This is a genomic window from Anaerotignum sp., assembly GCF_030625865.1.
In the GTDB taxonomy this organism is placed as follows: domain Bacteria; phylum Bacillota; class Clostridia; order Lachnospirales; family Anaerotignaceae; genus Chakrabartyella.
The window spans coordinates 130,900-144,609 of the sequence record NZ_DAOUQB010000001.1 but is presented as its reverse complement, the minus strand read 5'-3'; the positions used below and the strand labels follow the sequence as shown (position 1 = coordinate 144,609).

General features: G+C 38.6%; 12 protein-coding genes. 3 read left to right on the top strand and 9 right to left on the bottom strand.

Annotated features, from left to right (window positions below):
* The first annotated feature begins 422 nt into the window (after window positions 1–422).
* Entirely contained in the window at window positions 423–1,811 is a 1,389-nt protein-coding gene (locus tag P9Q65_RS00645) for a sodium-dependent transporter (RefSeq protein WP_304507143.1), read from the top strand.
* Window positions 1,812–2,000: 189 nt separating this feature from the next.
* Here the strand turns inward: P9Q65_RS00645 and mgtE are convergent, their stop codons facing one another.
* From mgtE to P9Q65_RS00610, 7 genes are all read right to left on the bottom strand, one after another.
* Window positions 2,001–3,344, bottom strand: a complete 1,344-nt coding sequence (mgtE, locus tag P9Q65_RS00640) for a magnesium transporter (RefSeq protein ID WP_304507201.1) — start codon at window positions 3,342–3,344, stop codon at window positions 2,001–2,003.
* 346 nt (window positions 3,345–3,690) lie between these two features.
* The gene (gene dnaB, locus P9Q65_RS00635; protein WP_304507142.1) at window positions 3,691–5,040 is read right to left on the bottom strand and encodes a replicative DNA helicase; all 1,350 of its coding nucleotides are present in this window, start codon (window positions 5,038–5,040) and stop codon (window positions 3,691–3,693) included.
* 20 nt (window positions 5,041–5,060) lie between these two features.
* Complete coding sequence (gene rplI, locus P9Q65_RS00630; protein WP_304507141.1) at window positions 5,061–5,507, bottom strand: 50S ribosomal protein L9; 447 nt, start codon at window positions 5,505–5,507, stop codon at window positions 5,061–5,063.
* Window position 5,508: 1 nt separating this feature from the next.
* Window positions 5,509–7,479 (bottom strand): DHH family phosphoesterase, encoded by a 1,971-nt coding sequence (locus P9Q65_RS00625; protein ID WP_304507140.1) that lies wholly within the window; start codon window positions 7,477–7,479, stop codon window positions 5,509–5,511.
* Window positions 7,480–7,507: 28 nt separating this feature from the next.
* Entirely contained in the window at window positions 7,508–7,816 is a 309-nt protein-coding gene (locus P9Q65_RS00620; protein ID WP_304507139.1) for a MazG-like family protein, read from the bottom strand.
* A 152-nt stretch (window positions 7,817–7,968) separates the two neighbouring features.
* The gene (locus P9Q65_RS00615; RefSeq protein WP_304507138.1) at window positions 7,969–8,829 is read right to left on the bottom strand and encodes a DUF58 domain-containing protein; all 861 of its coding nucleotides are present in this window, start codon (window positions 8,827–8,829) and stop codon (window positions 7,969–7,971) included.
* Window positions 8,826–9,791 (bottom strand): AAA family ATPase, encoded by a 966-nt coding sequence (locus P9Q65_RS00610; protein WP_304507137.1) that lies wholly within the window; start codon window positions 9,789–9,791, stop codon window positions 8,826–8,828. The genes P9Q65_RS00615 and P9Q65_RS00610 overlap by 4 nt, the downstream gene beginning before the upstream one ends.
* Window positions 9,792–10,109: 318 nt before the next feature.
* Here P9Q65_RS00610 and P9Q65_RS00605 point away from each other — a divergent pair, with 318 nt between their 5' ends.
* Both P9Q65_RS00605 and P9Q65_RS00600 read left to right on the top strand, forming a co-directional pair.
* Complete coding sequence (locus P9Q65_RS00605) at window positions 10,110–11,330, top strand: AI-2E family transporter (protein WP_304507136.1); 1,221 nt, start codon at window positions 10,110–10,112, stop codon at window positions 11,328–11,330.
* 69 nt (window positions 11,331–11,399) lie between these two features.
* The gene (locus P9Q65_RS00600) at window positions 11,400–12,287 is read left to right on the top strand and encodes a CPBP family intramembrane glutamic endopeptidase (RefSeq protein ID WP_304507135.1); all 888 of its coding nucleotides are present in this window, start codon (window positions 11,400–11,402) and stop codon (window positions 12,285–12,287) included.
* Window positions 12,288–12,356: 69 nt separating this feature from the next.
* Here P9Q65_RS00600 and P9Q65_RS00595 read toward each other — a convergent pair whose 3' ends face one another.
* Both P9Q65_RS00595 and P9Q65_RS00590 read right to left on the bottom strand, forming a co-directional pair.
* Window positions 12,357–12,572 carry a DUF1653 domain-containing protein gene (locus P9Q65_RS00595; RefSeq protein WP_304507134.1) on the bottom strand — a complete coding sequence of 72 codons (216 nt, stop codon included), beginning with the start codon at window positions 12,570–12,572 and terminating at the stop codon, window positions 12,357–12,359.
* A gap of 28 nt (window positions 12,573–12,600) precedes the next feature.
* Window positions 12,601–13,548 carry a diacylglycerol/lipid kinase family protein gene (locus tag P9Q65_RS00590; protein ID WP_304507133.1) on the bottom strand — a complete coding sequence of 316 codons (948 nt, stop codon included), beginning with the start codon at window positions 13,546–13,548 and terminating at the stop codon, window positions 12,601–12,603.
* Between the last annotated feature and the right edge of the window lie 162 nt (window positions 13,549–13,710).

The window sequence follows — 13,710 nt, the reverse complement described above, 5'->3', positions numbered from 1 at the left end:
CTTGCATTTTATTCCATTTTTTTTGGATAAATACAGAAAATACTTAGATTTTCTCTTATAAAAATGATTTTCCATATCTTGTTTTTTGGGTATATTCGTTGGAATATTCTTTTATTCTCCTACTTTGTACAATATAACGTCCAAAAAATATTGTATTTTTTTATTTTTTTTATTGAAATTGATTAATAATTCATGTAGAATAGAAATGATCCATCATCATCTGGAGTTTATGGAAATTGTATGAGATTTGTTTCACATCACAACAGTGATGTAAGCAGTAAAAATGCAGTTTAACATGGAGGGAGGGGCTTAAGATGTAGCATTTTATCGCCACACGAAACTTATTCTGTGGCAGAATAGTTGCTGGATGGATGTGGCTTTTTTGCCAAAACGAAATCATTCATTTTGTAAGGAGGAATTATATGTCAACATCAATAGAAAACCGTGGTCAATTTGGATCCAAACTAGGCTTTATCCTTTCTGCGGCTGGATCTGCAGTAGGTCTCGGTAACATCTGGAAGTTCCCCGGCAAAGCATACTATAACGGCGGTGGTTCTTTCTTGGTAATCTACATACTTATGGTAGCTTTGATCGGTTCAACTGTAATGCTTGCAGAGTTCGTACTCGGTCGTAAAACACAAAAGAACGCAATTGGTGCTCTTCGTGAATTGAACGCGAAATTTGCTTGGGTTGGTGGTCTCGGCGTTTTAACAGGTTTCATTATTCTTTGTTATTACTGCCAAGTTGGTGGCTGGACCATCAAGTACATCATCGCTTACATCACAGATTCTGCAACAGTATATGCAGATCCTACTGCTTATTTCTTGAATATGTTGGGTGCAAATGGATTCCCTCTTCAAGGCGCAATCATATTCCCCTTGATCTTCCTGGCTTTAACATCATTCATTATTAGCCGTGGTGTTGCAGATGGTATTGAGAAACTCAGCAAATTCCTTATGCCTTTGCTGTTTGTCTTGTTAATTGGTTTGATGATTCGTGCTTGTACATTGCCCGGCGCAGGCGAAGGTGTTTCTTACATGCTACATTTTGACCCCTCTACAATTAATAGTAATTCATTCCTTGTAGCTCTTGGTCAGGCATTCTTCTCTCTTTCTTTAGGTATGGGCGTTATGATTACTTATGCTTCTTATTTAAGCAAAGATGATAACTTAATAAGCAATACCGGTGTTGTTTGTGTATTGGATACTTGCGTAGCTTTATTTGCTGGTTTCATGATTATCCCCGCTGTATTTGCAACAGGCATTGACCCCGGTATGGGTGGTGGTTTTGCTTTTGCAACTTTGGCCGGTGTATTTAACTCAATTCCTGGCGGTACTATTTTCGGTTTATTATTCTACGCTTTGTTGTTCTTTGCGGCTATTACCTCTTCCATTTCCATTTTAGAAGGTACTGTAGCCTTCCTGGTTGAAGAAAAAGGTATGGAACGTAAGAAAACAGTTGTTTATGTTTCCGTTGTTCTGTTCGTCATCGGTATTTTCTACACCTTATCTCAGGCTTACTTGCCCATCAAAGGTATCTGGTGGTCACTGGATGGTGTTCAGTTCCCTATCTTCGGCGATTTTATGGAATATTTGACAGACCGTTTGCTGTTACCTTTCGGTGCATTCTTTACAACTATTTTTGTTGGTTGGATTTGGGGTACAGACAATGCAATCAAAGAAGCAACTTCTGACGGAAAATACAAGTTCACTCTTGCTCCTTTGTGGGCATTCCTTGTAAAAGTTGCTGCTCCTGTTGGTATCTTTTTCATCATCGTAGCAGGATTGTTGCTTGGTATGTCTATTTCCTAATCCTACAAAAAGAATAGTTTAAACTGTTAATCAGTATAAACTAGATAACGTTTTAGAGGGATAATCACTATCATAGTGATTATCCCTCTTTTTATTTATGCTTTCCCTTTAAACACAATGAGCGACAACCATTTACCTACGGTTATCGCTCTTAAAATCAATACAATTTAAATAAAAATAATGGAATGCTTATAAAACCAATATTGTTGCAATACTGAAATAAATGACTAATGCAACTGCATCAACAACAGTTGAAATCAGAGGTCCCGCCATCATTGCCGGGTCAAATTTTAAAGCTTTGGCTAAAATTGGAAGAATACAACCAATTGTCTTTGCTAAAACAACAACCGCTGCCATACTAAGGGATACAGAAAGATTAATCAGAAACCCAGTATCTCTATTAATTAAAGTCATCTTCAACATATTTAGTAGGCCTAATGCAAAACCGCAAAGGACTCCCACACGAATTTCCTTCCAGACAACCTTAATCGCATCTCTTATTTCAATTTCTCCCAAAGCCATACCACGAATAATCATTGTCGATGCCTGAGAACCGGCATTACCGCCTGTGCCCGTAATGATTGGAATAAAACCTGATAGTACCACTGCAATTTCTAAAAGATTATTATACTGGACAATAACAAAACTGCTAAGGGTTCCTGAGATCATTAACACTGATAGCCATGGAATTCTATTTTTCGCAAGTGCCATAACCGGCGTTTTTAAGTACTCCTCATCAGAAGGCAATAACGCCGCCATTTTCTCCATATCTTCTGTGGTTTCTCGATCAATTACATCCACGATATCATCCACAGTGATAATACCAACCAAACGCCCCTCTGTATCAGTAACAGGCAAGGCCATCCAATTGTATTTTTTAAAGCTATTGGCTACTTCTTCCTGATCGTCAGTGGTCAACACAGAAACGACATCCTCTTGCATTAATTCTTCGATGGTTTCATCGTCCGATGCACAAATCAATGTTCTTAAGGGCACAACGCCAATCAGTTTTCTTTTGTTATCTATAACATAACAGGTATAAATTGTCTCCTTGTCCGTTCCCGTTCGCTTAATCTGCTTCATAGCATTGGCAACAGTAATATTGCTGCGCAATTTTACAAATTCAATCGTCATCAAACTTCCCGCAGAATTTTCAGGATAATTTAAAAACCGATTAATTAACTTTCTTGTTTCCGCATCCGTATTTCGCAATACCTTCTTTACTAAGTTTGCCGGTGCCTCTTCCAAAAAATCCACTGTATCATCTAAAAACATTTCGTCTACAATATTGCGTACTTCTCGATCCGTTATAGAATGCACAATATGTTCTTGGGTATCACTATCCATATAAGAAAAAACTTCCGCCGCCATATCTTTTGTAAGTAAACGAAAAACAAATAGTTGTTTTTCAGCAGTCAATTCCTCAAAATATTCTGCAACATTGGCAGGTTGTTCTGAGTTAAGTTCCTCTTTTAATTGAACATACTCACCTGACTCCATTAGTTGATCCAAAAAGTCAAAAAGCTCTTGCATTTCCTCCATATTCCTTCACCCCATTCAACAAAAAAACACGACTTATTTTCTACAAATTAGCCGTGTACTATCCGAAAAAAGGCGTAGAAACCGAAGGGTCTAACTTAGAAAAAGAGGTACACCCAAATACACGGCTATATTCAACTGATACGTTCGATAACTCTCAGGCTCTAAAGGAATACTTTCACTTTTGCCGTCCATTTGAATCACCTCTGCTTTCGAATTTTTTTATATATTTAGTATATGCCTGAAAAATTTTAACGTCAACACCCTACATAAAAATTCTTTAAAAGGTTCCCTTAATAGGTGAAATTTCTTTCATAAGGCATATGCTTAATCGTAAATATTAATATTTTTTCAAAGAATTACCAAATTTTGTATACTGTCCCATCCAAGTTAAATCTACCGTTCCTGTTGGGCCATTTCTTTGTTTTGCAATAATTAATTCCGCTTGATTCTTTTTCTCAGTTTCGGGGAAATAATATTCATCCCGATAAAGAAATGCTACCACGTCAGCATCCTGCTCTATGGCACCGGATTCACGCAAGTCAGATAGCATAGGTCTGTGTTCACTTCTCTGCTCACAGGCACGGCTTAACTGAGATAAGGCAATCAACGGTGCTTCCATCTCTCGGGCAATAGCCTTCAAATTACGTGAAATTTCAGAAATTTCCTGCTGTCTAGAATCGTTTTTGCTATTGCCGCTCATCAGCTGTAAGTAATCAATGACAATCAACCCCAGGCCCTTTTCCGCCTTTAATCGACGGCATTTGGAGCGAACATCCATGGGAGAAATGCCGGGGGTATCATCAATAAAAATAGGGGCTTGGGAAAGAGGACCCATGGCCCGAATCAAATCCTCCCAATCTCTATCGTTTAACTCACCTGTCCTTAATTTTTGAGCATCCAACATGGCCTCAGAACAGAGCATACGGTTTACCAATTGTTCTCGGCTCATTTCCAAAGAAAACACAGCCACAGGTACATTACTTCTAATTGCAACATTTTGTATAATATTTAATGCCAAAGCAGTTTTGCCCATAGAAGGACGGGCTGCAAGAAGAATCAAATCTGACTTTTGCAATCCGGCAGTTTTACCGTCAAAGTCAGCAAAACCTGTAGATACCCCCGTAAGTTTCCCCTTAGAGCGATAAATATCTTCAATTTTTTCAATGGAATCAACGGCGATATCTCGAATATGATGAAATTCCTCAGAATGACGATTCTGCATAATATCGAAGATGCCTTTTTCTGCCTGTTCCATAATGTTATTAATGGGTTCTTTCCCCTCATAGCTCATTTGAGAAATATTCCCTGCGGTTCGAATCAAGCGACGCAAAACCGATTTTTCTTCCACAATCGCCGAATAGTGCCGCACATTAACGGAGCTACCTACCGCAGTGGAAAGGGCCGCTAAAAAAGGTACCCCCCCAATTTGCTCAAATACACCCTTTTCTTCCAGCTTGTTCTTCACTGTAATTACATCAATGGGCAATGCAGATCGATATAGTTCTTCCGACGCCTCAAAAACCATTCTGTGGTCAGGGCGATAAAAGTCCTCTCCCGAAAGAATCTCAAGGGCAACGGATGCTGCTTCACGATCCAGAAACATAGAGCCCAAAACGGCTTGTTCTGCCGTTTCATCATGGGGCGGCACGCCACGGATATATTCATTTTGTTTTTGTTGCTGTTCCATGTATTCCGCCTCCGCTATCATCAAGCCTCTACAATCTTAACAGAAACTTCTGCAGTTACCTTAGGATGCAGTTTAATGGTGGCTGTTCTTTCCCCAATCATTTTAATGGGGTCGCCGATAGAAACCTTCTTTTTATCAATCTCCTGTTTTGTTTGATCCACAATCGCATCTGCAACTTCTTTATTGGTAACAGAACCAAATAACTTACCGTTACCGCCTGTTTTCACCTTAATCGTAACCACCTGATCTTTCAGTGCATCCGCAATTTTTTGGGCACTTTCAAGCTCTTCTTGTTTTCGTTTTTCTTCAGATTTTTGTTTTAATTCGTAATCATTTAAATTGGACTTTGTTGCCTCCACACCCAATTTTCTGGGTAATAAGAAATTCTTTGCATAGCCTTCGCTTGCATTAATTAAATCGCCCTTTTTACCAACACTTTTTACATCCTTTAATAAAATCACTTTCATATTATGCTTCCTCCTCCAAATATTCTTCAATGGCATGACGAATCTTTTCCTTCGCTTCTTCTAAGGTGGAATCTTTAAGCTGACCGCCGGAAACTGTAAGGTGGCCGCCACCGCCCAATCTTTCCATAATTCTTTGCACATTAATGTCGCCAAAACTACGGGCACTGATATACACAATATTCCCTACCTTACAGCACACAAAAGAGGCCTTGATTCCCGATACATTCATCAAATCATCTGCCGCCTGCGCCGCTGTCAGCGTTGAATTTTCAACATTGGCGGGACAAACAGAAATTGCAATATTTCCCATAAACAATTCTGCATCCCTAACCGCAGAAGCCTTTGCTTTGTAGGCATCCATATCATTTTGAAAAAGTAGTCTGACACGGATACTATCCGCACCGTTACGGCGCAAAAAACCAGCCGCTTCAAAGGTTATAGCCCCAGTGTTTACGCAGAAGTTCTTGGTATCCACTGTAATACCTGCCAAAAGGGCATCAGCTTCAATATTAGAGAGCTTTACCTTCTTTCCAATATGTTGAATCATCTCTGTGATCAACTCTGAAGTTGAAGATGCATAAGCCTCATGGTAAATTAAAACCGCTTGATCAATTGCATCTTTACTCTTTCTATGATGGTCAAACAAAACAATCCTTTTTGCTGTCTCCAATACCTGAGGACTCTCCACCATACCTTCTCTATGGGTATCAACCACAATTACCAAAGTATTATCATCCATCATTTTTAAAGCATCTTGGGTTTTTATCGTTAGATTAGGATGACTGCCACTGGTATTTATTTTGTCCCAAAGCCTACGAATTCCTACTCCAACATCATCCATTACAATATGGCACTTTTTATCCATACCCCTGGCAATGGCACAAACACCCATGCAAGAACCCATGCTATCCAAATCCGCATTTCTATGCCCCATAACTAAAATTCCCGAGGATTCATCCATTAAATCCCAAAGAGCATCAGCCTTTACTCTTGCTCGAATTCTTGCATTACGACCCATTTCGCCGATCTTGCCACCGTAAAAGAGGTAATTCTCTCCCTCTTTCATTACTACCTGATCCCCACCTCGCCCCAAGGCCAAGTCAATGGCAGCTTTTGCGTTCTGCATGGCTTCATCCAAGGAATTTTCACCACACCCAATACCCATACTGATTGTAACAGGGATGTGATCTCCTACACTAATTTCTCGGATATCATTTAAAAAGTCAAATTTCTTTTCCTTCAACTGCACCAGCGTGCCTCTTTTGAGCAAAAAGAAATAACGATCCTTCTCCAGTTTTTTAATAACTCCGTCCACATCTTGCGCCATTTGGTTTAATTTTCTGTCAATTAAAGCCGATAAAATTGGCCACCGGGTTTCATCCAGATTATCCACCACTTCTTCATAGTTGTCCAAGAAAATCATCCCAACAACTGTCTGCTGATCCTCCAAAAGCTTCGTCTGCTGATGCTTTTGTGTAATATCTACCAACGTCATGGTTAAAACCGTTCCAATGGCACCATTTTCCTCAACTACATCACAATGATCCAATGCTCCTTCAAAAAATCTTTCTCCTATTTCAAGTAGCGTTTTTTCCCCTTCCCCGCTGTTTTTCAATAACTTTTCAACAGACTGATCCGCTTCTTCTATGTTTGTAAAAACCTCAGCAAATTTTTTGTTATACATTAGTATGTGCCCACGAATATCCAAAACAGCATATGGAATTGGTAAATTTTGAGGAATATGAAAGTTTTCCTGCAAAACCGTAGTATCTAAAAAAGAGGAGCAGCCTTCCTTTTCCACCTCAAATGGGGAGTGAAGCTCTTTCAGCACAGGCCAACCGAAAAAAACAGCAGCTCCGCCGATTAATGTACCAATTCCTAAATAAATATCAACTAAGCTACATACAAAAACGATAACACCCATTAATAAAATAGGAAAAATAACTTTGTCTCGCTTTTTTAATTTATACATTGATATGCCTCCAAACCTAACAGTTCCCTCACATTTTCAGCCCCAGTTCCCGGTGCAATTCCAATAGCGAAGTTTTCCATTCCGGTCTTTCTTCCTGTAAAAGCCCAAGCTTCAGCTTTGCCGCCGCTTTTTGATCAAGGGTTTCTTTTGAAATCCCCATCCTTGCCGCTAAAAGATACATTACGATTTCTAAATCTGCCAATATCTCTGCTTTTTCTGCCTTTGTCGCATTTTCCTGCATTGCCGTAAAAAACTGAGAAACCGCCGTTAACATCTGACATTGAAGATTTTCAGTCATCTTTATATTCTTTGCAATATCAAAATCCTTTCCGTCCATTCAAAAACCGCCTCCTATCAGATGGTTTTATTTATTATCTGCAATGATATATTATAACATAAACTTACGTCTATCTCAATACGAACGTATCTTGTTGTAACTAATAAAAAAGCCGAAACAGCCTTTTTCGCAAAAAACTGTATCAGCTTAAATCAACGTAAAATCTCTCTAAGTATAGGAAACAGCGGTGTTTTCTCGTTCATAAAATAGAAAACCGCACCTGAACGAAAACAAATCTCCGCCAAAGCCCTTCTCTGCTCTTTTAATGCCTTATTATATGCCGTAAGGACGGATGCAGTCAACTCCAAATCACAGGTTTCCCCTGTTTCAGAATCTACCAAACGAGCCGCTTGTCCCTCCGTTGGTTGTTCTTCTTCATTAGATAAAACCTGAACCATGCAAACCTGCTGTTTTTTTCCTTGGAAAATCCGCAAAGCTTCTTCTAAGGGAGCTTCCGTAAAAAAATCCGAAATAACCACTGAGATCCCTCTGCCTAATTTTCCACTGAATAAACCAGCACGTAAAAGATTAGAACCTCCCCCGCACTCCGCCTGATCCAATAAACTCAATAGTTGGAAAAAACTATTTTTCTGGGTACTCCCTCTTTTTTCAAAAAAAATGATATCATTCCAAAGGAAAAGATTTACTCGGTCGCCACTGCAAAGACCAATATAGGCCAAAGAGGCAGCAAAGGCTTTTGCCTGCAAAAACTTTCCTTCTTTCTCCATAGATTTACTGCAATCTAAAAAAATATTGATTTCCCCCTGTTTTTCCTCCATAAAAAGCTTTACATAAAGCTTACCAAACCGACCAAAGCTATTCCAATCCACCCTTCTCAGGTCATCCCCCATAATATACTCCCGAAAATCGGAAAATTCTAAAGAACTACCCTTAGCGTGGGATTTTCTTGCTCCGCTGTAACCATTCACGCTCAGCCTTTGCCGCAAAGAAAAAGAGAGCTTCTCTAACTGCAATAAGTATTCTTTTGTAAAAATATCCTGTAAAGTTTTCATACCAATAATGCCTCGATTATTTGATCAACCGTTACTCCATCAGCCATCCCTTCAAAATTCAAGAAAATCCGGTGTCTTAAAGCACCCTTTGCAACAGCCCTAACATCTTCATAGGCCACATTATAACGTCCGGCCATCAGTGCATAAACCCTTGCAGTCATCATAATCCCTTGGGCACCTCTGGGGCTTGCCCCAAAGCGCACATATTTTTTCACCATTTCCGGTGCCTCAGCATAATCCGGATGGCTCTTTAAAACAACATCCATAATATATTCTGCCACAGGTGTTGCAACAGGTACTTCCTTTGCAATTCTTCTCATTTCCAATAATTTCTCTTGGCTGCAAATTTTCTTTGCTTCCCTTTGACTGCCTGTTGTAGTAGAAGAAACAATTTCCAAAAGCTCTGCTTTACTGGGAAAAGATACTTCCAGTTTAAACAAAAAACGATCCATTTGTGCCTCAGGCAATGGATAAGTTCCCTCCGACTCCAAGGGGTTTTGTGTAGCCAAAACAAAAAAAGGTTCCGGCAAAGTATACGTTACATTTCCGCTGGTTACAGTGTGCTCCTGCATTGCCTCAAGCAAAGCACTTTGTGTCTTTGGCGTTGCTCTGTTGATTTCATCTGCCAAAACAATATTTGAAAAAATTGGGCCTTTTCGAAATTCCATGCCCATCTCCCCATGGGGATTTTTCGTCATAACTGTAGTTCCTGTAACGTCAGCCGGCATCAGATCAGGGGTAAACTGAATACGAGAAAAATGCAAATCCAAAACCTTCCCAATGGTTTTCACCAGTTGAGTCTTTCCAAGCCCGGGCAACCCCTCCAGCAATACATTTCCTCCGGCAATCATGGCAGTTAAAACGCCCCTGATTAAGTCTTTTTGCCCAATAATTATCGAACCTATTTCTTCTTCTATCTTTTGAAATTCTGTCTCAAACTGACGAATCATCTCTTCTTCCATAATTAGTGTTCCCTCCTTATGTCCATAGCTGTATTATAAAGTCTTTTCCCATTCTTAGTCAATCAATGGGAAAAAACGTAAAGAAATATAAGGAATTTGTTTGGTTTTTCTTAAAAAAGGGCATGTATAATATGAAAAAATCAAGGCTAATTTAGAGGTCTCACAAAATTTTAGTGCTTGTGTTAAAACTATAAACTTAGAAGCGAAATCCGTGTATTCCATAAAATTAACTCAATTATTATGGAAATATTGTGAATTTCATAGTATGATAAAAGGGAGAAATGATTCCTTCCACCAATACGATTATGAGGAGCACCCATGAAAAAGATTGATTTTAAAAAACTAGACAAAACTTATCTTAAGATTAGTCTTTATATATTTACTGTTGCTGCGGCAATTATTTTATTTGAAAAAATCATTGGACATCTTCCCAATTTGGGTGTTCTTTTCCATACCACAGTAAAAACAATTCTGCGTTTGGGATCCCCATTTTTTATTGGTTTTGCCATAGCCTATATTATGAACCCTTTTATGAAATTCTTTGAATCTATTTTTTTAAGATATATCCCCAAAGCAAAGAATCATAAAAGGATAATGCGAACCTGCTGTATTTTAATTATTTACATTATTATTATCGGGAGCATCTTCTGGATTACCATCTATTTGATTCCCGAACTAAAGGATTCCGTTATCTCCTTTGTGTCCCAGTTGTCCACCTACACTGCACAACTGAATGCATCTGTAACAAATCTATTTGACCATATTGATTTTATCAATGCCACGGATGTAAATAATATTATCAATAGAATACTGGCTCCTATTATGGGCGTATTCCAAAATGTACCTGAGCTTGTCAGTGAAATTGCCACAAATCTATATTCTGTGGGAAAACTAACGGTAGATATTGTAATGGGAATCTTTATTTCTTTTTATATGCTATTTGATAAAGAGAACTTTACAAAATATACCCGAAAAATCGTTTACGTTATTACAAATCGAAAAATAGCAGAGCACCTATTCTATAATGCGCAACGGGTAAACTGTATTTTTCAAAAATTTATTGTTGGCAAAGCTGTTGATTCCTTAATTATCGGTATCATTTCATTTGTAGGTCTTTCATTGCTCAACGCACCATTCGCCCTTGTGTTAAGTTTAATTATTGGTGTAACCAATATGATTCCGTATTTTGGGCCGTTTATCGGTGCAATCCCGGCAGCAATTATCACCTTTTTGGTAAGTCCCGTTACCGCTTTATGGGTAATCTTATTCATTCTTGCTATACAGCAGTTTGATGGTAATTTCCTAGGTCCTAAAATTTTAGGCAGCTCTTTAGATGTTAGCCCTAGTTGGATCATCTTGGCAGTGGTATTGGGTGGTGCCTTCATGGGGCCCTTGGGTATGTTTATCGGGGTGCCAATTTTAGCAACCTTTAAAATGTTTATTTCCGAGTATATCAATAGAAAATATGAAAAAAAGTATGCTGATGATGATCCCCTTAATTTAAAAAGTCAAGCGCATGAAACCCCACCTGAGGCATAAGCTAAATTATAAACAGAAAGAACAGTCTGACCAAAAGACACTGTTCTTTCAATTTTTTGGAGGAAAAAAATGAATCAAACCAAACAAACAAATCTTTTTGCATTAATCTTTTTTGTATTTTTTCTTGTCAGCGGGCAGCTTTTATATTTTGTCCCCGTTATGCAAGCGATACCTTATGTCTGGTTTTCCAGCATCGTGCAAATTGTGTATTTTGCAATTCCCATCATCGGATACTTTATCTGTACCAAAAAAAATCCCAAGGAAGTTTTTCGTCTTTACCCTTTGGGATGGAAAAATTTATTGCTGATTATTGTTTTTGGATTTGTCATACAACCCCTCATGCGTTTTCTTTCATTTTTCACGTCTATGTTTTTCCCAAACGTGGCTCTGGAATATGCTGAAACACTGGAGGGTGCAAGCTTTGTCAGTACATTAATTTCCATGGCAATTTTACCGGCATTCTTGGAAGAACTTTCTTTACGTGGTGTGTTTTTATCAGGCTATCGCCGCTTGGGCACATGGAAGGCAATTTTCTGCACCGCCCTTTTGTTCGGGCTTTTGCACATGAACCCTCAGCAATTTCCCTATGCTTTTTTTGCCGGATTATTTTTTTGTTTTTTAGTAGAAAGAACAGGTTCCATATGGGCTTCTATTATCCCGCATTTTATTATTAATGCAACGAATGTCATAAGTATGTTTCTTCCTGTATCTCAGGATGTTGCTGCCATGGAAATGCCGGGAAACACCACAATTTTGTTTTATACCGGGATATCCGCCTTTTTATCTCTGCCGTTATTGGGTTTAATCCTCTTCGCATTTTTAAAAATAAACCCTGCGTCCAATCCTTATACATTAAAAAACGGAACCACAGAGCATTTTCTTTCTCTCCCTATTTTTTGCGTATTTGGTCTGTTTATTATTTTTGGGATCATTCCATATCTCAGTTACTTATTCTAAAATATTTTGGCACGTTCCAAGAAAGGGATCGTGCCTTTTTCCTTTAAATTCATTTTATTAAAAACTTTTTTATTCCTGAAGCAATCGAAAGCGAGGGATCAAATTCCCCTCCACCTTTACATTTTCCAAAAACATTTCCTTTGGCCGTACCCAAAGACCATGCTCTCCATAAAGTTGGCGATATACAACCATTTCCTCCAGAGTTTCCGAATGCTTTGCTATCCCAACAACACAATATTTTTTTCCTTTATAGTGTTCATATGTTCCACCAATTACCAAATCCATAATAAAACCACCTTTCCTAACCCAAATACTAAATAAATTCTTTCTTGTCAGTCGTTGGTTTTTCAATTTTTATTGTTCCCTTTGGCATTATAAACTTTGCCGCCCTTTTCTCAATTTTCATATCCAAATGGGTAAAGGAGATAATCTCCCCATCCACACTGGCAAATAAAGGGGTTCTTGTGCGCATTGATAAATTCTCACACTGTTTATAGTACACCCCTTTATCCCGTTCCATTTTTTTCAAATATGTACCATTTTGATAGCTGGGAAGCATTTTTAATAATTTCAATCGTGTAAATTTTCTAATCCCCCCAAAATCCATAAGCCCATCATCAATTTTTGCATAGGGCGACGATCGAAAAGCTCCACCGCAAAAACTTCCATTTGCAATGGTACAGAGTAAAAACTCGCCAGAAAAAATCACATCATCTCCATGGGAAATTTCCATTTCATTGCCCATAGGGCCACAAAAACGCTTACATAGCCCCATCCAATATGCCAAAGACCCTCTTACTAAGGGATACCTTTTTAGTTTCGTTGCCTCCGCTGCCACCTCACAATCGAACCCGATATTAATCATATTTACTGCCAGCTTATCATTCACTCGGATGAGATCTATGGGTATTTCCGTCCCATTCATCTGGGCTTCAATATTAAAAAAAGCATCTTTAGGAGCGAAATTTTTCACAAAATCATTTCCTGTTCCTGTAGGGATCAACCCCACAGAAACATTGGTAAATCCATACGCTCCGTTCATGGCCTCATGTAGTGTTCCATCGCCGCCACATACATAAAATCTGGCTGTTCTGCCGTCCTGCGCCTTTTCTCTTATAAACACCTCAGCATCTCCCTGACAACGTGTCATATGAATACAATATGAAATCCCCCGACCATCTAATGCTTTTTGTATCTTTGGTATCATGTTCCGCCCTTTGCCGTGACCCGCTTTAGGATTTATGATAAAATAATGCTTCATCTTTTGTATCCCCTTTAAAATAAACTTATTTTAGCGTACCATACTTTTACCATTCTTACAACAAAAGACAATTCCCTCAAAAAAATCTCTTCCATGATGCTATCTCATCTTTACCATTCCAGAAGCCTTAAGACATTTTTATTCAAATAAAAACGGTATCCG